We start from the raw sequence: 20,821 nt of genomic DNA, 5'->3' as shown, positions 1-20,821 counted from the left end.
TGTGGATTAAATCGAAAAAATAATATTAGTTTTGACTAATTGAAACGTTTCGATATCATTATAAAACAACTTGTTATCGTATTCAACTACCTATTTTTTAATTAAAGAAACGTTTCGAATCGTAATAATTTAAAAATTTTGATTCGTTGACGTTAAAATTTTTAGTGACTATAATATAAATAGAAACGTTTCGAAAACCAATATTCGAATGCTCGAGGAGGCGTCTTAATGACGGATCAACCCTTAATTGACCTGCTGAAGAAGCTGACTCTGGAGGAGAAAATCGGTCAATTGCTGCAATTGGCCGCACCTTTCTTCGAGGGGACGGGCACCGATGGTCAGATTACCGGCCCGATGGCGTCCATGGGGATTACCGAAGATATTGTCAAACATACAGGCTCCGTCCTGGGCTTGTCCGGGGCGAAGGAAACGATCGCTGCCCAGCAAGCCCATATGAAGAAGAACCGGCTGGGGATTCCGCTGCTGGTTATGGCGGATATCATCCATGGTTATAAAACGATCTTCCCTGTACCGCTGGCGATCGGCTGCTCCTGGGATATGGAGGCGGCTGAGCGAAGCGCGGAGATAGCAGCGGCGGAGGCGTCGGCGGCTGGCGTTCATGTCACGTTCTCCCCGATGGTCGATCTGGTGCGGGATCCCCGCTGGGGACGCGTCATGGAGACGACAGGCGAGGATGCCTACCTGAACGGCGAATTCGCCAGAGCCTTCGTCCGCGGTTATCAAGGAAAAGATCTGAAGCATGACCTGACCCGGCTTGCCGCATGTGTGAAGCACTTTGCGGCTTACGGCGCTGGCGAGGGTGGGCGCGATTACAACACGGTAGATATGTCCGAGCGTCAGATGCGCGAGTATTACTTGCCGGCTTATCAAGCTGCCCTGGATGAGGGCGCGGAGCTTGTGATGACGGCCTTCAATACGGTTGATGGCATTCCAGCGGCAGGGAACAAACGGCTGATGCGGGATTTGCTTCGTCAGGAGTGGGGATTTCAGGGCGTCGTGATTTCGGACTGGGGCGCTGTGAAGGAGATGATCCCGCATGGTGTGGCCGCTGATGAAGCGGAAGCCGCCTGCAAGGCTATGCTGGCCGGCGTCGATATCGAGATGATGACGACTTGCTATGAGAATCATCTGAAGGAACTGGTGGAAAGTGGAGAGATCGAGGAAGCGCTGATTGACGAAGCTGTGCTCCGCATTCTGCAGTTGAAGCAGAAGCTGGGGCTGTTCGATCGTCCGTTCCGTGGAGCTGATCCTGACCGGGAGCGCGATATTGTGATGAGTGCGGAGCACCGGCAGGCGGCCCGCGAGATTGCGACAAAGTCGTGCGTTCTGCTGAAGAACGACTCTGTACTCCCGTTGAACCGGGAACAGAAGGTAGCGGTGATCGGTCCATTTGCCCAGAACGGGGATATCCTCGGTCCGTGGTCGTGGCTCGGTTCCAAGGATGAGACCGTGCAGCTGATTGACGGCCTGAAGTCCAAGACTGATGCTTCGCGCATCCTCACAGCTGAGGGCAGCGGTATCGAGACGGTAACGGAGGAGCAGCTGGAGGAAGCGCTGCGTACTGCTCGTCATGCGGACGTAATCGTGCTGGCGCTCGGTGAGCATTCCGATATGAGCGGCGAGGCGGGAAGCCGGGCCGATATCCGGCTGCCGCAGGCGCAGCTGAAGCTGACGGCTAGGCTGAAGGCCGCAGGCAAGCCGATGGTGGCGGTACTGTTCAATGGACGCCCGCTCGATCTGCATGGCATCTACGATGTGGCTGATGCAGTGCTCGAAGCATGGTATCCGGGAACCGAAGGCGGGGCAGCGGTCGCCGATCTGCTGTACGGGGACCGTAATCCATCCGGACGGCTGACGATGTCGTTTCCTTTTGCCGTGGGGCAGGTTCCGGTGTATTACAATCACTTCAATACAGGACGCCCGCAGGGAGTACCTGATGCGCAGGTACGGTATGTTTCCCAATACCTGGATATTCCGAATGAGCCGCTGTATCCATTCGGATACGGTCTCGGCTATACGACATTTGGCTACAGCAACCCCGCGATTTCATCCGGGGTAATGACCGTGGATCAGCCGCTTACCGTAACGGTTCACGTCACCAATACCGGCTCTGTCGCCGGAGAAGAAGTGGTGCAGTTGTATGTGCGGGATCTCTCAGGTGAGGTCGTCCGTCCGGTCAAGGAGCTGAAGGACTTTCGTAAAATCAAGCTGCAGCCGGGCGAGACGCAAGAGGTGTCGTTCCAACTGACGGAGGAGCAGCTTCGATATCACCATGCGGATCTGGCCTTTGCGAGCGACGCCGGGAAGTTCTCCGTATTTGTCGGGGCGAACAGCCGGGACGTGCAGGAGCTTGAGTTTAGACTAGATAAGTAAGTCATAGGAAAGCGAGTGGAGCGGTATGACAGTTGCAGAACATACTGAGTTTCAACTAAAGGCGGGAGATTTGCAGTTTTCCTTCCTCAGCAGTGGGGAAATCCGCGATATTTCCTACCAGAATACGATGATCAACCAATGGATCGCCAACCCCGTTGACGGTTCTTTGAATAACTTGTATGTGCGCTTGCATACCGCCGAAGGAATCCAAGTGGCACCGCTGATGGGAGTTCGCTCCAACAGCCGCGTGCAAGTTTCGCAAGCCCGGGTATCCTGGGAGGGCTCGGCATTCGGAGTAGATTATGAACTGACCTTTCATCTGACGCCCCAGCATATCTGGTTCTGGGAAGTTCAAATCAAGGGATCGGATGCTGAGGTGGACATCGTCTACGGGCAGGATATCGGTCTAGCCGATCAAGGCGCTGTCCGCGGTAACGAAGCGTATTTGTCCCAATATATCGACCATGCCGTATTCAGCCGGGGACAGCAGGGCTACGCCGTTTGCTCCCGTCAGAACATGCCGCAGCAAGGGAAATTCCCTTACCTGCAGCAGGGCGGGATCACCCCGGTAGCTGGATACTCGACCGACGGATTCCAGTTTTTCGGCTTGTCGTACAAGGAAACGAACGAGCCGGAGGCGCTGAGCTTAGCCGAGCTGAACAACGAGGTCTATCAGTATGAATTCGCCTATACGGCTCTGCAATCCGAACGGGTGAAGCTGAATGGCAAGGCCCAATTCGTCTTCTACGGTCTGTTCCGACCGGATCATGCGGCGGCTGTTACGGCTCTGGAGTTTGAGACGGACGTACAGGATGCATGGAAGTTTGCTCAAGCCGGAAGCCGCGATCCTGGCAAGCCGCTCAGCCAGGGGAAACCGTCCGCCAAGCTCGGGGCTCCGCTTTCCACCTTGTCTATGACCGTGGAGGAGTTGGACCGGTACTTCCCGCATCGTCGGCAGGAAGAGCGTGACGGCGAGGTTCTGCTATCCTTCTTCACCGAGACCCGTGAGCATGTCGTGCTCAAGGAGAAGGAGCTGCGCGTGGAGCGTCCGCACGGTCATATCCTGATGTCCGGAGATAATGCGCGGCTGAAGGAGGATGTCATCACGACGACCTCCTATATGTACGGGATTTTCAATTCCCAGGTCGTTGTAGGCAATACGTCGTTCAATAAAATGCTGACGAACGCAAGGAATGCGCTCAACGTGATGAAGACTTCGGGGCAGCGGATTTATGTGGAGGTGGACGGCGAGTACCGTCTGCTGACGATGCCGTCGATGTTCGAGCTCGGGTTCAACTACGCGCGCTGGTACTACAAGACCGCGAGCGATACGATCGTCATCACCAATCTGACGGCTGTGGATACGCCGGAAATTCACCTGCAGGTCCGTTCGGCCAGCGGCAAGGCGTACCGTTTCCTCGTGACGAATCAAGTTACGATGAATAATAATGAGTATGAAGCGCCATTCCGCTTCCGGCAGGACGGGCAGACGTTGTCTTTCTACGCGGACAAGTCTTCGGACAGCGCGAAGGTTTTTCCTGAGCTGTGCTACCGGATGAACGTGGCGGGTGTGAGCATGAAGGTCGGCGATGAGTCTCTGCTGGTACGCCAGCTCGAGCGGCCTGCCGCATCTCTCGTTGTGCTCGAGCTAGGCGAGAGCAGCGAGTGGAGTCTGACGATCCAGGGACTGCTGCAGGGTGGCAGATTGCCGTTCAAGGAAGCCGATGCTGCCGCAGAGATCGGGCGGTACCGGGATTTCCTTGCCACTGTCATGAACGGATTCCATCTGTCTCAGGACGGCGTTACACCTGACAAGCTGGATAAAGTAAACACCCTCGCCTGGTGGTATACGCATAACATGCTCGTCCACTACTCGGTCCCTCATGGATTGGAGCAGTATGGCGGAGCGGCCTGGGGCACGCGCGACGTGTGCCAGGGACCGACGGAATATTTCCTGGCGACGCACAAATTCGGCGAAGTCCGCGACATTCTCAAGACGGTCTACTCCCACCAGTACGAGGATGACGGCAACTGGCCGCAGTGGTTTATGTTCGACCGCTATGCTGCGATTCAGCAGGAAGAAAGCCACGGCGATATCATCGTGTGGCCGCTGAAAGTGCTCGGCGATTACCTGAACGCAACCCGGGATTACGGGATTTTGCAGGAAGAAGTACCGTATACCGATCGTCATACATTCCAGTTCACGGACAAGAAGAGGTCTATCCTGGATCATGCCAGAAAAGAAATTGCGTATATCCAGGATCATTTCCTGCATGGCACGCATCTCTCTTCTTACGGAGACGGTGACTGGGATGACACGCTGCAGCCTGCCAACGCGCAGCTTAAGCAGTACATGATCAGCAGTTGGACGGTTGCATTGACATATCAGACGTTCAACCAATTGTCCGCGGCGCTGGCGGAGCCGGCGCCTGAACTGGCAGCCGAGCTGCGGACACTGGCGGAAGGAATCCGCGCGGACTTCAACCGCTATATGCTGGGCACCGATGTGATCCCGGGTTTTGTCTACATGGAGGAGCCTGGCAAGGCTGAGCTGATGCTGCACCCGACGGATACGAAGACACGGATTCAATACCGGCTGCTTCCGATGACGCGCAGCATGATCGGCGAGCTGCTGACGGAGGAGCAGGCACTGTCTCATTACCAGATTATCAAGGAGGAGCTGTACTGCCCGGACGGCGTCCGTCTGATGAACCGCCCGGCTCAGTATGCCGGAGGCGTCAGCTCGAACTTCAAGCGTGCAGAGCAGGCGTCGAACTTCGGCCGCGAGGTCGGCCTGCAGTATGTCCACGCGCACATTCGCTTCGTCGAAGCAATGGCCAAGCTCGGCAAGGCCGACGAGGCTTGGAAGGGACTTGAGATGATCAACCCTGTCGGCATCCGCGGTGTGGTGCCGAACGCAGAGCTGCGTCAGAGCAATGCCTACTTCAGCAGCTCCGACGGGAAGTTCAATACGCGTTATGAAGCACAGCAGCGCTTCGGCGAGCTGAAGGAAGGCTGCGTCGCGGTCAAGGGCGGATGGAGAATTTACTCCAGCGGTCCGGGAATCTATATGAACCAGCTGATCTCCAATGTGCTGGGCATCCGTCTCGATGGAGGCGATCTGGTCGTTGACCCGATCCTGCCTCAGGAACTGGACGGGCTGCGATTCGAGTTTAAGGTGAAGGGACGCCCCGTAGTCTTCGTCTATCACCTGAGCGGGCAATCTATAAGCCGCGTTACGGTGAACGGACAGGAAGTCGCAGCGGAAGCTACGAGCAACCGTTACCGTACCGGAGGGCTTTGCATCGGGCAGCAGCAGCTGAGCGGTCTTTTTACCGAAGATCCTAACGTCATTGACATATATATGTAAGGTTCAAAGGCGATCTTTCGGGGTCGCCTGTTTCCCTATAAGCAAACAGCTTTGTGATATACTAGGATGAGAGCGTACACAAGTTAGGAGCGGTTGTTGTGATCAGCATTAAAGATATTGCCAAAAAAGCGGGCGTCTCCATTTCGACGGTGTCTTACGCGCTGAACGGCAACCCGAAGGTAACGGAAGAAACCCGCATGCGTATATTGAAGATCGCCCAGGAATTAAACTATGTGCCGAATGCCGCTGCGAGAACGCTGAAAAACCGGGTCTCGAAAATCATCGGCGTTTATTTAAATGATTTCAGCGGAGCGTTCTACGGGGAAGTGCTGCAAGGGATGAAGGAAGTGCTGAACAAGCGGGGCTATGACCTAATCGTGTGCAGCGGCTCCTACTCTCACCGCTGGCTGCCGCAGCGGATGATCGATGGTGCGATCGTGCTCGATCATTCCTTCGCGAGCGAAGAACTGCTCCACCTTGCCGGCAACGGACATAAGGTGGTCGTGTTGGACCGGGAGCTGAACCACCCGAACGTCAATCAGGTTCTGCTGGACAACAAGGCGGGAGCCTCGCTGGCCGTTGAATTCCTGATCGACAAGGGCCACAGGAAGCTGTATGTCGTGTCAGGTCCCAAAGGTTCTTATGACTCCAGGCAGCGGATGCAGGCCGTCAAGCAAACGGTCGAACGTCACCCGGAAGTGGAGTGCATCGAGATTGAGGGCAATTTCGATAAGGAATCAGGAGAAGAGGCGGCTAAGCGGATCGTCGCTGAGTATAAAGAACCGGCTGCCGTGTTTTGCCTGAACGATGAGATGGCTATCGGCGTGTACAATACGGTGATGAAAGCGAATTATCGGATCGGCGAGCACATTCATCTCATTGGCTTCGACAACATCGAACTGACCCAATATACACAGCCTCGACTGGCGACGATCGATTATTCCAAACGCAAATGGGGCACCTTGGCTTCGGAACAGGTGCTCAAGCTGATTGCCGGGGAAGAGGTGGAGCATGAGCGGATCTATGTGACCCTGGTTGAAGGCGAATCGGTCGGGCGAGGGTGAAGAGTCTTAGCATGAAGGCGAGGGCGCATGCCTCAGCAATCGGGCTCTCTGTTTTAATACATTACGGATTCCTTCGGGAGTCCGTTTTTGCGTTGAACAGGCAAGTTGGCGGGGTGACCGGATGCGAAATGCTGAGAAGTAGCCATATACCGACTGCTGCGCTTTAATTAAACGAAATATGATCGACACGGATCGTTTGCTTGCTTGAACGAAATTTGCCTGGGGATACACCCGTTGACTTGCGAAACACTTTATTGAAGTAGTTCTCATCCGAATATCCCGTAAGCCGTGCTATTTCGCCCAAATTGAGTTTGGTTTGGCGAAGCAGCTCCATTGCCTTTTCCATGCGAGTTTTTGTTAAATACTGCATAGCGGTCATGCCGCATGTGGCGTGGAATAATCTTGAAAATTTGTACTTGGAGATGCCAAGCGACCGGCTAAGCTCCTCAATGCTGTTGATGATCGCGTAATTTTCCTGAATCTGCTTTAACGCGTGTACAACCACTTCGGGCCAAGTATCGGGCGAAGCTTGATTATATTTAAGGGACTGGTAAACCTCCATGACAAACTGGGCAGCCAATCCCGATGCTTTGTAGCCGTTGGTGATGAACCTTTTGTTCGCTTCCAGATAAATGTGTTCCAGTATGCGAATCACCGGCGAGTCAGGATCGAAATGAACCACGGGGCCTGAATGATTTTGGACAGCGGACCAGCACTCCAAAGCTTCCGGCCCCATTAAGGTAATAAAGATAAACTCCCAACATTCGCTGTCTTGTGGAAGGTAATATCGATGGTCGGTTCCGGTTACGACTAGAAAGGCAGAATTTCGTTCGAGTGGGTATGTTTGAGTCCCGATGCGAACTTCCCCTTTTCCAGCAAGCGTGTATTGAAAAATACATTGATTGTTTGTAGCCCTCTGCAGCCCATCCCAATAGTAATACGTATTCCGCTTTTCCCGTCCTACGTAAACGATTTGAGCAAATGGTGTAGACGGACCATCCTTGAATTGAAAACCGTAAACACTCATAGCGCATCCCCTTGCAATTTTTTACCCATATATCATAATTCATTACCATTGAGGTCCATCTAAATCTATTATAATATTCAATTTGTGCAAGGCAATACATAATGTGAATATTCAAATTCGGCTGCAATTTTCTCCACTTTTATTAAGGTTTTGTAAAACTCGAATGAAGGGATTGAAAACCAATGAAAGCGAAGTTGAAAATGAGATTTGCATTATCGGTTGTTCTTTTAGCCAGCATGTTGGCGGGTTGCAGCTCAGGCAGCTCGAATTCCGGCGCTTCTCCAGCCGCCAGCACAGGGAAAGCCGAAGAACATCACGAACCTGTGAAGCTAATGCTGCACCCTGGCCAATTGATCACCCCGGAAGACTTGGAGCTTATGATCAATGAACCGCTGCACCGAAAGTATCCCTATATTACCGTCGAGGTGATAGACAGGACTAAAAATGATTTGCAAAATCATGTGGCTTCAGGAAGTCAATTGGATCTAATCACAACCTGGAACGGCAGCCTGTCTGCAGCAATGGACCTAAGTGTAATCGAAGATTTGACGCCGCTGGCAAAAGCAAATGGTTTTGACTTAAGCCGGTTTGACCAGCAAGCGCTTGAGACTATCAAAAAAATTTCCGATGACGGGAAGCTGTACGGCCTGCCTTACAACAGACAGTTTAATGCTCTTTACTACAATAAGGACATTTTTGATAAATTCGGAGTGGAGTATCCGAAGGACGGCATGACCTGGGAAGATGTGATTCAGCTATCTAAAAAGTTAACAAGGATGGAAAACGGTGTTGCTTATCGTGGTCTGGATCCGGAAAGCATTCAAAGAATGAGCTTTCCTTTGTCCTTAAATATTGTTGACGCCACTACCCATAAAACAACCATCGGTTCCAACTACGATACTTATAAAAAGCTGTTTGAATTAGGCAAGGATGTGTATGCTTTACCCGAGAATAAACCGCCTAAATGGGGGGCCAGCACATACGATTCTTTTATTAAAGATCGAACAGTCGCCATGACGGCAACCGTCAATATGTTCCCCTATATCGCACAAGTCCCCGAGTACAATTGGGATGTTGTCCAATATCCGAGCTACAAGGATAAACCTAATGTTTCTGGGATGTACGACCTGCACATCATGTCCATCAGTAAAACTAGCCGACACAAAGAAGAAGCGATGAAAGTGCTTGAAGTTTTGTTTTCGGACGAAGTGCAAATGATCGCTACTAAAAAGACTGGACGCGTTTCGCTGCTGAACGATCCGAAATTCCAGCAGGCTTACGGTGCGGATATGCCTATTTTGAAAGGAAAGCATTTGGAAGGGATTTTCAAGAGCAAGCCTGCACCTGCGCCGCGGTTATCCATCTACTATTCCAAAGCTGTCAGCATTCTGGAAAGCCACTTCAGGCAGTATGTTGACGGCGTTAAAGATACGAATACGGCGCTTCGTGAAGCTGAGGATGAGATTAATAAATACGTTCAATCGCAAACCGGAAAGTAATAAGTCGCGACCATCCATACTTTAAATCCTCGGGAAAATCTCCCGGGGATTTTTTTAGCACATAAATCGTTAAGGGTGTGAGTCTCGACCTTGTTGGAAAAAAATGGACTTCCTAAAGGCAAGGTGACAGAAAGGTTATTGCAATTAATTGAGAAGCGAAGAGATTGGAAAGGGAAGGTTGGAAATGCAATGGAGGAGTGCTGCAATGTAGCTTTTATAATTAACTACATATAAAATCATGTTATGTGGTGATGGGGGTTAAAACTGAAGTTAAAGTTGAAGTTTAAAGCTCTAAAGCTTCTTTTGTAATCTTTTGGATGTCAATAGGACAATTGGAGCTTTCCTTAACAATGTCAGGTAAGATGTGATTTAAAAAATAGTCTACGCAATGTAGCTTTATATTTTTGATTTTAATGAGCGCTTCGCGATACATAATCACAAATTCCTTCTCTGTGTTGCCTCTTTGCAATTCAGTAAGGGCCTCGTAGACTTGATCAAGTTTATCGGCCAATTCAAGAATTAGACCTTCGACGGAATCGTCCTTGCCTTCGCGCAGTTGTCTGCGGAAAATAGGCTTGAACTCCTCTGGAATATTTTCTTCTATAAAATGAGCAATCATTCCTTCCTCTACCTGCTGCAGCATGCCGCGCAGTTCCAGTGAGTAATGCTTAACGGGCGTTTTAATATCTCCAATAAATATTTCACCATAATCATGGCTGCTGGTAATCTCGTAAAGCTTCTTCCAATCTATCGAGACGCCCTTACTTTCTTCAATGTCTGCTAATGTTTTTGCGTATTGTACAACCTTCCATGAATGAGCGGAAACGCTGTGCTCTTCAAATTTAAATTTTCCAGGACAGCGAATAATACGTTCGAGATCGTTAAGTGATTGAAAGTATTTATGAATTCCCATAAGATGCAATTCCTTTCTATATATAATGTATAATGTGAATCGTTAGAGTTAGTTTAATGCTTATTTGTTAAGGGACGATTAAATTGAAAATAAAATATATGGAATTGATGAGATTACGAGGGAAGTACTCGGACGATATTAAATATGTGACTACATCAGCTTTTTCCATTGGACTATATCCTTGAATCATAGCAAGGTTGGTTACGATCCAGCATCTTATGAAACACGCTTCGGTTTATTGCTACATTCGGCTCGATAGCAAGCGATGGTTGCACCTGTGCTATAATGGCATAAAGCACGTTGGTGTTTCAAAAACAACCCACACTTCCTATAATAAATTTATCGGACAAAGGACGCATGGACCAATCATGATAGAGGCTCAAAATTCCAACCATCACAAGTTGTTTATTATCGGCGCAGGCGCTGCAGGACTCATGGCCGCCGTAACTGCGAAGGACCTCGGCATCGACACCGCGATTCTAGAGAGGAACGACCGAATCGGGAAGAAAATAGTAATGACAGGCGATGGTCGCTGTAATATTACAAATGAATCTACTGCGACGGGTATGGATGAAGTGGTCGCCTTATCGCGCAAGTTTCACGGCGTTCAGGCTGGATTTCCGCTACCGGTGCTGCAGCAATTCGGCGTCCGTCAAACCATCGATTTCTTCTTCGCGCTCGGGCTTCCACTCACAAGATTGAAGGAAGGCATGATGTATCCCATGTCGCTGCAGGCTGCATCGGTACTGGATATTTTTCAGCTAGCGCTGGAGGATCGAGATGTCCCCGTATACTTCAATAACAAAGTGGTGGATGTGATCGTCTCGACGGATCATCCGCGTTTTACAATCATATGCGAGACGGAGACAGAGGAGAAGGTCACTTATACCAGTGAATACTTATTTCTATGTGCCGGTGGCCTTACCGCTCCGAACTCGGGAACAGATGGTTCCGGCTATACGCTTGCCCAACGTTTGGGGCATACCTTGGTCGACCCTGTACCGGCCATTGTGCAATTGAAGCTGCAATATCCGCATTTGAAGGCGTTGTCTGGCATCAAATTGCAGGGCAAGGCCCATATCGCGGTCAACGGGGAAGTGGTTCGCAGCGAATCTGGTGAAATTCATTTCGCGGAGTACGGCTTATCCGGTCCGCCTATTCTCCAGCTAAGCCGAAAGGCTGCGTATCATCTTGCGATAGGAGATTCGGTGACCGTAACGGTTGATTTGATGCCGGGCCGCACGGACGAACAATTGGTTGAATTTCTGGATACGCACTGGGGGATCTTCGGACACCGGACGATTGTGGATTCCTTTATAGGAATTTTACACAAGAAGCTCGTTCCTGTATTGCTGAAGGAGGCAGGGATCGACCAACAGCCGCACCTGCTTTGTCAGGATCTATCGTGGAAGACTAAAAAGATTTTTTATCGCATATTGAAGCGTTGGGAATTTAAAGTGACCGATACCAATGGCTTCGCAAATGCGCAAACGACAGCCGGAGGCATCGGTACAACGGAGCTAATAGAAGGAACGCTGGAATCCAAGCTGGTGCCCGGACTTTATTTGGCGGGCGAAGTGATGGACGTTGATGGGGATTTTGGCGGCTATAACCTGCAATGGGCCTGGAGCTCCGGCTATGCGGCTGCGATGGCGCTTGCTAAACAAATCTCCGAAGGGAAAAACAAGTGAATCTTGGACAAAAGGGTGCAATCGATCAAATGAATAAGAACCAAATTTCTAAGCATCACCAGCTGATCATTATCGGTGCAGGCGGTGCCGGGCTAATGGCTGCGGTTACGGCACGGGACTTGGGTATTGATGCGGCAATTATTGAAGGCAACGATCGGATTGGAAAAAAGGTACTAACGACGGGCAATGGACGTTGCAACATTACGAACGAATCAACGGCAATGGGTACAGATGAGGCGACCGCTCTGTCGCGTAAATATCACAGCAGTCAAGCGGGATTCCCGCTGCCTGTGCTGCAACAATTTGGCGTCCGTCAAACGATCGATCTCTTCTCTACGCTCGGGCTTCCGCTGATCAGTTTGGAGGATGGCCGGATGTATCCGATGTCGCTGCAGGCTGCGTCGGTGTTGGATATTTTTCAGCTTGCGTTAGAGGATCGGAATGTTCCGGTCTACTTCAAAAACAAAGTGCTGGATGTTATCTTTTCGACGAACCATCCGCGCTTTACGATTATATGCCGGACCGAGGCAGAGGAGCAGGTGGTTTATACCAGCGAATACCTATTTCTATGTACGGGTGGCCTCACCGCACCGAAAACAGGAACGGACGGTTCTGGTTATGTGCTTGCCCAACGTCTGGGACACACTCTGGTCAGCCCTGTGCCGGGAATTGTGCAATTGAAGCTGGAATATCCGCATTTGAAGGATTTGTCCGGCATCAAATTCGAGGGATTGGGCCATATCATCGTCAGAGGTGAAGTCATCAGAAGCGAATATGGTGAAATTCTGTTTACGGACTACGGCATCTCCGGCCCGCCGATTCTCCAGCTAAGCCGGAAGGCTGCCTATCATCTCGGAAGAGAAGAAGCTGTGACCTTATCGGTTGATTTGATGCCGGACCGCACGGAGGAGGAGGTCGTTGAATTTCTGGATATGCACTGGGGGATCTTCGGACACCGGACCGTTGCGGACTCCTTTATCGGCATCTTGAACAAGAAGCTCATTCCTGTCCTCCTGAAGGAGGCAGAAATCGATCAGCAGCCGCATCTGCTTTGCCAAGATCTTTCGTGGAAGACGAAGAAAACATTTTATCGCATATTAAAGCGTTGGGAATTTAAAGTGACGGATACCAACAGCTTCACGAATGCGCAAACGACAGCCGGCGGCATCGATACGGCGGAGCTGAAAGAAGGAACACTTGAATCCAAGCTAGTGCCGGGGCTCTACTTGGCTGGCGAAGTGATGGATGTGGATGGAGATTGTGGCGGCTATAACCTGCAGTGGGCCTGGAGCTCCGGCTATGTCGCGGCTACGTCGCTTGCTAATCGCCTTTCGGGTGCATGAGGTGGATTTCTTTTTTGTGCCGCGCTTTGCCTCCATATGGGAAATCCACAATCAGCTGAGATTGTGGATTTTTGCTTCTTCCTGCATCTTTAGTTTCAATATCAGCATTCGATGTCCTACGGGGGAATAGCGCTCTTTAAGTCTTGCTTCGGTGAAGGTTCGGTGGTGTGTGAGCGAATATACGTCCCGTTATCCGGACACCTTGCCGCAGCTTGAGAAGACTCACAATCCAGACGAGGTACCAGCCAAAGCACTACCGTTGTTGCGATGGTACGCGGAGCGGAACATTTGACTATAATCATTTTCATTGGAGAGGGCCATGCTACAATAGGCTTAAAACGGGAGGGATCGAAATGCACATAGACTTGTCGCTGGTCCCGTATGAAGATAAAACGATCCTTTATCATTTGATCCAATTGTACGAGTACGACAGCAGTGAATTTGACGGACATGTTTTATCCCGGCACGGATTGTACGGATACAAATACTTGGATCACCAATGGACGGAAGAGCATCGGCGACCGTTCCTTGTCCGAGTGGATGGAGAGATTGCGGGGTTTGCTCTCGTCAGTCTGGACGTTCCTAAGGCGTATATGAAACTCAGCACAGCCGAAAAAACGAATACAATCGGGGAGTTTTTTATTATGCGCAAGTTCAGACGGAAAGGAGTCGGCAAAGAGGTTGTGTTCTCGTTGTTTCAACGATTTAGCGGGACATGGGAAGTCAGACAAACGATAGCCAATCAACCGGCTTATGCGTTTTGGAAACGCGTGATCTCGGCCTACAAAGGGGATGAGTCCTATCAGGAAGCGCTCATCCAGGATCAAAGCTGGAATGGCCCTGTGTTCGTGTTCCGAACGTGATAAAAGCTCATTGAAAAAGCCCTCGGCCGGCGAACTGGTTGTCGGCTTTTTCGTTGTGATATAATAAGGTACAACCTTAATGATAACATGGAGGATAACGAGCGTATTCGCAAAGATCCGGAAGGGATCTTGCCGGAATGAATGATGCAGGTAAAGTACACACCGCACAAGTGCGGGAGCGATTTGAAGTAGTTGTTGATCCTTGGCCAAAATGTTGCGCGACTCGATCCCGGAGATTCGCGAGGTCCGTACAGCGGATCCGTTTATTATTGTTGAGAATACATAAGATAAGTACCAAATTGGTCCAATGGAGCACTTGCAGCAGCACGTTTTATCGCACGGCCAACAACATTCCAATAGCAGACTGTTTCTAGGGGTTCGATGGGTTCAGTTTGACGCGAGAAAGAAGAGAGGAACATAAGTGGGAGCAGCATCTAGACAAGCAATCGTCAGAAAAAAGATAACGAAGGCCGTTTCAGTGATCATCGGCGGTTTAATTACAGCTTATGGTTTGGAAGCCGTGCTCATCCCCAACAATGTATCGGATGGAGGCGTGACCGGCTTGAGCATCGTCGGCTCGGCATGGACCGGCCTGCCACTGGCTCTGCTGATTGCAGTGATCAACATTCCGTTCATCTTTTTGGGGTACAAGCAGATTGGCCGAAGCTTTGCGATTTATTCGGTGATTGGTATTGCATCGCTTGCGATCGGCACGACCATGATGCACCATATTCCGACGATTATTAAGGGCGATACGCTATTGGTTACCGTTGTCGGCGGTATTATTATCGGTTTTGGCATGGGTCTGGCGCTGCGGAATGGCGGCGCGTTGGACGGGATCGACATGCTGGCCGTGCTGCTGTCCCGAAGACTGCCATTTGGGACAAGCGATCTTATTTTATTTCTGAACCTGTTCGTCTTCGTGGTTGTCTCGACGGTGTTTGGGCTTCAAGGCGCCATCTTGTCGGGCATCGCCTATTTTATCGCTTCCAAGGTCATACATATCGTGGAGGAAGGATTCAGCGGCTCCAAAACGTATAAAATCATTACCAGTCAGGCGGAAGAGATGATCGAGACGATCCGCGACCGGTTGGGTCGGAGCTCCACCTATACGTTCGTCCACGGCGGCTATTCCAACGAGCAATTCAAAGAAATTACATGCGTGATCAACCGGCTTGAGGAAAGCAAAATGAGGGAAATTATCAACGAGATCGACGATAAAGCCTTTATTATTGTGTATGATATAGCGGAAGTGAAGGGCGGCAATTTCAGTAAGCGCAATATCCATTAGACGGAGTTCGCGATGGCGTTCGTTCAAAGCAGCGCCACAATGGCCACCATACAGAGGAAGCACTGGGCAGCGGAATGTCCCGGTGCTTTTTTGCTTATAATACGATGTTTTTGTTTCCGTGTCCCGCGGGCGACGCTTCAGAACAGGCGATTCGTTGCGAAAGGTTTGACTGGACCCGCTTGAATAAGGCACTATGGGTAAAAGGGTACATGAAACTAGGAGGCGCTATGGATAGATCAAAAGCGATTCTGGCGTTGCTGGTGATCAATATGCTGGCAGTGCTATACGTCGGCTACACGACCAGGTCGGAGATTCGCGGCCATGACAACAACACAGGCGAGGAACTCCGCAGGCTGCAGCAGCAGGTGCAGATGCTGGAGAGCCAGATCGTAAACGGCATCAGCCGCGAGCTGACTGCCCGGGCCGACAAGGTAGAGCGGCTTGACTATGTATTGACCGAGGCTGATCTGGTTCAGAAGAAAGCGAAGGTCGGTTTGCAAATTGCGTTGAAGGAAGTGTCGTCCTCCGCCGTCATTGCAGTGTCTTTGAAGCGCGACGATCAGGGCCAGCCGCAGGAGGCGGTGCTGGAACATCAAGGAGGCATGCAGTATGGAACAGAGCTGGAACTGTCGCTGGAGCACAACTACGAGTTGACCGTGTGGGAGCGGAGTGGCGCAGGGGAGAAGCAACTGAATGCCGAGACGCGCCAGTTGCCGCTGCTGGACGATGTGTATCGGAACCGTGTGGTCAAAGCGAGTACGGGCACCGGGATTTCCAATGAACGATTGAATGCGGACTTTTCCTTTTTATTAAAGGATTTGGGGATACCGGGAACCGGACTGGAGAAGGCGCTGCTTCGAATCCGCAAAGGCGGTGCGGTGTACGACGAGATCGATGTGACTCGGCAAGCTACGCCGCGCTCGGGCCAATATGGGGAGATGGAGGATCGTTACAAGGTAGCGCGAGCTTCCGGTCAAATCGACAACTCCGTGACGTTGGAGCAATTTGCCCGCGACAACGGCTTCGATCCGGATCGGTACGTTCCGACCGCCAAAGCTGGAGATCCATCGCCGTATGCGCAATACTCGTTGTTCTATACGATCGAGTTTGCCAAAGATTATCCGGAACTGAAGCTTACCCGCGATTCGGCGGGACAGCTTTCCTTCGAGTGGGTGCTGCGATTCAAAGACGGGTATGAGCATCTGAATTAAAAAAGGGAAAAGAAAACCCAGTCCGCATAAGGGCTGGGTTTTCATTGTGGAGAAGAAAGTGACTATTTTGCGTTGGCATCCGGTTGATGAATGCCAATCAAGTTGTTTTCTGTGTCGATGTAATAACCTTGCCAGGCCATACCGGGAAGGGCGTACTTGGGTAATGCGAGCTTACCCCCATGCTTGAGAATTTTTGCTTCGGTAGAATCATAGTCCTCTACTCCCATCGTACATGCAAAGCCGTTTAAAGGCTGGCCTGGATCCGGAGAGGGACCTCGGCGTTTCATCAACGCTCCGTTAATTCCAAGCGCATCTGCATCGCCAGTCACAGCTCCGAAATAAGGCATGCCAGCGTAACTGCTCCAGTCCTCAAACGTCCATCCGAATACTTCTGCATAAAACGTTTTGGCCCTCTCCATGTCATCGACATGAATCTCAAAATGAACTAATCTGCCCATGGCTACCTCCTGCGCATTGGATTTGTAACTCTTTAATGAATTAGGCGGTTCTATTGAATTATCCTTCTTTAGTGTTCCACTTCCGTGCAAAATTACAATTCCCAAATTGACTGACTAAACCGATTGGTTTAATATGTTTATAACTTGAAATGGCAACCTTCTCCCCTGAGAAACGGAGCGAAGCGAAAGGATTGGGAATAACACCATGAAGAAAACTGTCTTTGTTCGCCTGCTGTTGCAGCTTACGCTCGCCGTTTTTATCGTGGCCATGGTCGTAGGCGCCATGGTTTTCCGCTATACGAACCAGCTGCTGCAGGAAACGAAGCAGGAAGCGAATGCCGAGCTGCTGGCCCAGACGAAGAAAATCGTTGAGCAGGCTTTAGGGGAAGTGCAGCAAATCTCCAACTCGCTAGCGTTGAATGTCGACGTGCAAAAATCGTTCCTATTCCCTTGGAAGCTAGAGGATCATTTTGGCTACCTGAAAAAAACATCCGATCTTTTCAGCGAACGGGTCAATTCTTCCAATTATTTGCACTCCGTCTACTTATACAGCGCTCAGAATCAGAAGCTCCTCTCCGGCTCGGGGCTAAGCGACTATGATTCTTCTCCGTTCAAGGCCAGTATCGAATCTTTTTTGAATCAGCATCTTTCTTCAGCCTGGATCGCTTCCCGTTCGCTGTCATCGATGGGGGGATCCGAGCATGTGGTCACCTATCTGTACCGTTTCCCGGTTCAGTACAGTCAAACTACCGGCGTGTTGGTCATCAACCTGAAGGAAAGTATCCTGTACAACGCTATCGTCAATACGAACAGCCAGAAGCTGGGCAATGTCGCCATCGTGAATGCAAACGGCGAGCTTATCTCTTATCAGGACAAAAGCCTGCTGGGCACAACATTCCAGGAGGCGGTGCTGGAGCACATTCATACGGCGGGAGACAGTTCCTTCTTTGCCGATCTGGACGGCTTGCCGACGCTCGTCTCGTCCATGACCTCCTCGTTCAACGGCTGGACCTATCTGGCCCTGACGCCGCGATCGGAGCTGGTTAATCATTCCGGACAACTGGTCGTTGTGACGCTGTCGATCTCGCTCGCCGGCTTGCTTGTCGGCATTCTGCTGATGATCGTGGTGTCCAGGCGCTATTACCGTCCTGTCCGACATATGGTGCAGACGATTTCCGCAAGTATGGCCAAGCCGGCTACGAACGGCCGCTATTCCGACGAATTCAGCTACATTAACGACTCGTTCAGCCAATTGTATCTGGAGAATGAATCGTACAGAGTGAAATTCGAAGAGCAAATGCTGCTCATGCGCGACCATGTGCTGCTGTACCTCTTGACCGGCAGCGTGACCAACGAGGAGTCGGCGCTGGAGCAGCTGCGCTACTACCGGATCGCCCTGGGGCCCGGTCCGTTTGCCGTGCTCGCTTTGCGCCTCCACTGGAGTCCCGCTTTGGCTGGAGACTCTTCTGACGGTAACCGGGAACAGTTGGACAACGAAGTCCGCTTCCGGATGCGCACTTTATGCGAGACACTGCTTTCCCGATACGGGGGCGGTGCGTACGTAAGCAATTTTCATAAGCAGGACGTCATCATCATGAACGTCGCGCCGGACGAACCGGTTGAAGGCATCGATGCGGCAGGTCGGGCCAAAGCGCTTGCGGCCGCGTTGATGGCTGCCATGCGCGCCGAGCTTGGGGAGGCGGCTGTCAGCATCGGAATCGGCGGAAGCTGCAATACGCTGGCCGATATCGCCTTGTCGTATCGGGAATCCAATGAGGCGCTCTTGTATGAGCGGTTCGCCGGAAGCGGCAGCATCATCTCGATTGACGACCTGCAAATGAACCATTCCAATCGCAGCCGTCTTGTTCACTACCGTCAGCAAGTGGAACGCATTATCCATGAGTTAAAATCAGGCCGTCTGCCCGAAGCGCTGGAGCTCCAGGAGCAGATGATCCGCAAACTGGGTGAGGATACCGAAGCCGGCTACAACCTGAAAAATATGATGCTCTCGCATATGCTCAACAGCATCGTGATGCTGCGGATGGAACTGGCGGGAGAGCAGGAGCAAGGCGGCGATGGAGACCGGAAGCTGCAGCATGCCTTGTCGGGTCTGTACACGCCGGACGAGCTGCGCGACTGGTTTGCCCGGCTGCTCGCCGACACCTCGCTAGAGCTGCAAAATAAACGCAAGCTCAATAACCATGATATCGTACGCAAGCTAGTCCTCTATGTGGAGGAGCACTTCAGGGAACCGCTTAGCCTGCAGACATTGGCCGATCTGTCCCTCATGAACCAGCAGTACATCTCCAAGCTGTTTAAGGAAGTGACCGGTACCGCTTTTGTCGACTACTTGACGGATATACGCTTCCGGGAAGCATGCCGGCTGCTGACCGAAACCGATGAGTCTGTGGCTTCCATTGCGGAGCAGACAGGCTTCGGTCATAAGCAGAACCTGTTTCGCACGTTCCGCAAACATATCAACCTCACCCCGAGCGAATACCGCAAACAAGCCGTGCTGGAGCGGCTGGACAACGCTCCGGGCATCTTCTAAACCGAAAATGACACCTTTTCCAAAAGATGAAACCCGCCTTTTCCCCGTTATTCGGACGGATGACGAAATTTGCGACTTGTCCGCCGTCCCCTTCCTTTCTATGATTATTCCTATAGGATAACTAAACAAGAAAGGAGGGGGGATTTTGCCGCAGTCTCTTGCGGAAACCGCCATAAGCTCCGGCGAACATGCCGTCGTGCCGTCCGGCCCGCGCGCTTCCGGAAAAAAGCGCTGGAAGACCGTTTTCCGCCACCGCTATTTTTATTTGATGCTGCTGCCCGCCATCGCCTACTATCTGATCTTTCATTATTACACGATGTACGGGGCGCTCATCGCTTTCAAACAGTTTAAGCTTGCCAAAGGCATTCTCGGCAGTCCATGGGTCGGTTTCGAGCATTTTGCGTATTTGTTCAGCCTGGATAAGTTTTGGCAAATTTTCACCAATACGATCATCATCAGTCTGTATCGGCTGATCTTCGGTTTTCCGCTGCCGCTCATTGTCGCCATTCTGATGAATGAGGTCCGTGTCCTGCTGTTCAAGCGCTGGGTTCAGACCGTGATTTATTTGCCGCACTTCATTTCCTGGATCATTATGGGAGGCCTTCTCGTCAACATGCTGTCCATCGACAGCGGCTTTATCAATCAATTGCTTCGCGATGCAGGCTTGCAGCCGATCGGATTTTTGACCGATGAAAGCTACTTCCGCGGAACGCTCGTATCCTCGATGATTTGGAAGGAATTCGGCTGGAACACCATCGTTTACATGGCTGCGCTCGCCGGCGTGAACCCTCAGCTGTACGAGGCGGCCTTCATCGATGGGGCGAACCGCTGGAGGAGGATCTGGCATATCACGCTGCCCTGCATCCGCAGCACGATCGTCATCCTGCTCATCCTGCGGATCGGCAGCATGATGCAGGCCGGCTTCGAGCAAATTTATGTCCTGTATCATCCCGGCGTGTACCGCGTATCGGATATTATCGATACCTACGTATACCGGATCGGGCTGACCGAAGGACGATACAGCCTTGCCGCCGCTGTCGGCCTGTTCAAATCCGTCATCAATTTCGCGCTGCTGGTGGTCGCCAACTGGCTGGCCCGAGCCATGGGGGAACGCGGTGTCTATTAGCGATATGCGGAAATAGAAGC

General features: G+C 51.3%; 14 protein-coding genes. 11 read left to right on the top strand and 3 right to left on the bottom strand.

All coding sequences use genetic code 11. The annotated features are described in order from the left end of the window. Positions 1-228: 228 nt before the first annotated feature. The 3 genes from bglX (at position 229) to ABD796_RS08950 (ending at position 6,828) form a co-directional block, all read left to right on the top strand. Positions 229-2,394 (top strand): beta-glucosidase BglX, encoded by a 2,166-nt coding sequence (gene bglX / locus ABD796_RS08960; RefSeq protein WP_344906100.1) that lies wholly within the window; start codon positions 229-231, stop codon positions 2,392-2,394. 25 nt (positions 2,395-2,419) lie between these two features. Beyond that, on the top strand, positions 2,420-5,764 hold the full coding sequence (locus ABD796_RS08955; RefSeq protein WP_344906097.1) for a GH36-type glycosyl hydrolase domain-containing protein: 3,345 nt from the start codon (positions 2,420-2,422) through the stop codon (positions 5,762-5,764). A 98-nt stretch (positions 5,765-5,862) separates the two neighbouring features. Further along, positions 5,863-6,828, top strand: a complete 966-nt coding sequence (locus ABD796_RS08950; protein ID WP_344906094.1) for a LacI family DNA-binding transcriptional regulator — start codon at positions 5,863-5,865, stop codon at positions 6,826-6,828. 163 nt (positions 6,829-6,991) lie between these two features. Here the strand turns inward: ABD796_RS08950 and ABD796_RS08945 are convergent, their stop codons facing one another. After that, entirely contained in the window at positions 6,992-7,855 is an 864-nt protein-coding gene (locus tag ABD796_RS08945; RefSeq protein WP_344906091.1) for a helix-turn-helix domain-containing protein, read from the bottom strand. A gap of 182 nt (positions 7,856-8,037) precedes the next feature. On the opposite strand from ABD796_RS08945, the gene ABD796_RS08940 reads away from it, so the two are divergent. Further along, entirely contained in the window at positions 8,038-9,354 is a 1,317-nt protein-coding gene (locus ABD796_RS08940; RefSeq protein ID WP_344906088.1) for an ABC transporter substrate-binding protein, read from the top strand. Positions 9,355-9,637: 283 nt separating this feature from the next. On the opposite strand, the gene ABD796_RS08935 is transcribed toward ABD796_RS08940, so the two are convergent. Continuing rightward, positions 9,638-10,267: a YfbR-like 5'-deoxynucleotidase gene (locus tag ABD796_RS08935; RefSeq protein WP_344906085.1), complete on the bottom strand. Its 630-nt coding sequence runs from the start codon at positions 10,265-10,267 to the stop codon at positions 9,638-9,640. Positions 10,268-10,635: 368 nt separating this feature from the next. Here ABD796_RS08935 and ABD796_RS08930 point away from each other — a divergent pair, with 368 nt between their 5' ends. The 5 genes from ABD796_RS08930 to ABD796_RS08910 all read left to right on the top strand — a co-directional run bounded on the left by ABD796_RS08930 (position 10,636) and on the right by ABD796_RS08910 (position 16,666). Beyond that, complete coding sequence (locus tag ABD796_RS08930) at positions 10,636-11,958, top strand: aminoacetone oxidase family FAD-binding enzyme (protein WP_344906082.1); 1,323 nt, start codon at positions 10,636-10,638, stop codon at positions 11,956-11,958. Next, the gene (locus tag ABD796_RS08925) at positions 11,955-13,301 is read left to right on the top strand and encodes a BaiN/RdsA family NAD(P)/FAD-dependent oxidoreductase (protein WP_344906079.1); all 1,347 of its coding nucleotides are present in this window, start codon (positions 11,955-11,957) and stop codon (positions 13,299-13,301) included. The genes ABD796_RS08930 and ABD796_RS08925 overlap by 4 nt, the downstream gene beginning before the upstream one ends. A gap of 353 nt (positions 13,302-13,654) precedes the next feature. Then, the gene (locus ABD796_RS08920; RefSeq protein ID WP_344906076.1) at positions 13,655-14,164 is read left to right on the top strand and encodes a GNAT family N-acetyltransferase; all 510 of its coding nucleotides are present in this window, start codon (positions 13,655-13,657) and stop codon (positions 14,162-14,164) included. Between the two features lie 445 nt (positions 14,165-14,609). Further along, positions 14,610-15,455, top strand: coding sequence for a YitT family protein (locus ABD796_RS08915; protein WP_379116601.1), 846 nt, complete (start codon positions 14,610-14,612; stop codon positions 15,453-15,455). A gap of 227 nt (positions 15,456-15,682) precedes the next feature. Beyond that, positions 15,683-16,666, top strand: coding sequence for a hypothetical protein (locus ABD796_RS08910; protein ID WP_344906070.1), 984 nt, complete (start codon positions 15,683-15,685; stop codon positions 16,664-16,666). 62 nt (positions 16,667-16,728) lie between these two features. On the opposite strand, the gene ABD796_RS08905 is transcribed toward ABD796_RS08910, so the two are convergent. Beyond that, positions 16,729-17,124: a VOC family protein gene (locus ABD796_RS08905; protein WP_344906068.1), complete on the bottom strand. Its 396-nt coding sequence runs from the start codon at positions 17,122-17,124 to the stop codon at positions 16,729-16,731. A 205-nt stretch (positions 17,125-17,329) separates the two neighbouring features. Here ABD796_RS08905 and ABD796_RS08900 point away from each other — a divergent pair, with 205 nt between their 5' ends. Next, positions 17,330-19,675 (top strand): helix-turn-helix domain-containing protein, encoded by a 2,346-nt coding sequence (locus tag ABD796_RS08900; RefSeq protein WP_344906065.1) that lies wholly within the window; start codon positions 17,330-17,332, stop codon positions 19,673-19,675. Positions 19,676-19,820: 145 nt separating this feature from the next. Beyond that, complete coding sequence (locus tag ABD796_RS08895) at positions 19,821-20,801, top strand: ABC transporter permease (protein WP_344906062.1); 981 nt, start codon at positions 19,821-19,823, stop codon at positions 20,799-20,801. The last annotated feature ends 20 nt before the right edge of the window (positions 20,802-20,821 follow it).

Source organism: Paenibacillus hodogayensis, from assembly GCF_039536325.1.
Classification (GTDB): Bacteria; Bacillota; Bacilli; order Paenibacillales; family NBRC-103111; genus Paenibacillus_AB; species Paenibacillus_AB hodogayensis.
Note: the sequence above shows the minus strand (reverse complement) of the source record. Positions and strands in the feature narration are given on the sequence as shown.

What these genes read in the sequence shown, in the direction of transcription:
- bglX (WP_344906100.1), top strand. Translation starts at nt 229, where the DNA reads ATGACGGATCAACCCTTAATTGACCTGCTGAAGAAGCTGACTCTGGAG.
- ABD796_RS08955 (WP_344906097.1), top strand. Translation starts at nt 2,420, where the DNA reads ATGACAGTTGCAGAACATACTGAGTTTCAACTAAAGGCGGGAGATTTG.
- ABD796_RS08945 (WP_344906091.1), bottom strand. Translation starts at nt 7,855, where the DNA reads ATGAGTGTTTACGGTTTTCAATTCAAGGATGGTCCGTCTACACCATTT.
- ABD796_RS08940 (WP_344906088.1), top strand. Translation starts at nt 8,038, where the DNA reads ATGAAAGCGAAGTTGAAAATGAGATTTGCATTATCGGTTGTTCTTTTA.
- ABD796_RS08935 (WP_344906085.1), bottom strand. Translation starts at nt 10,267, where the DNA reads ATGGGAATTCATAAATACTTTCAATCACTTAACGATCTCGAACGTATT.
- ABD796_RS08930 (WP_344906082.1), top strand. Translation starts at nt 10,636, where the DNA reads ATGATAGAGGCTCAAAATTCCAACCATCACAAGTTGTTTATTATCGGC.
- ABD796_RS08920 (WP_344906076.1), top strand. Translation starts at nt 13,655, where the DNA reads ATGCACATAGACTTGTCGCTGGTCCCGTATGAAGATAAAACGATCCTT.
- ABD796_RS08910 (WP_344906070.1), top strand. Translation starts at nt 15,683, where the DNA reads ATGGATAGATCAAAAGCGATTCTGGCGTTGCTGGTGATCAATATGCTG.
- ABD796_RS08905 (WP_344906068.1), bottom strand. Translation starts at nt 17,124, where the DNA reads ATGGGCAGATTAGTTCATTTTGAGATTCATGTCGATGACATGGAGAGG.
- ABD796_RS08900 (WP_344906065.1), top strand. Translation starts at nt 17,330, where the DNA reads ATGAAGAAAACTGTCTTTGTTCGCCTGCTGTTGCAGCTTACGCTCGCC.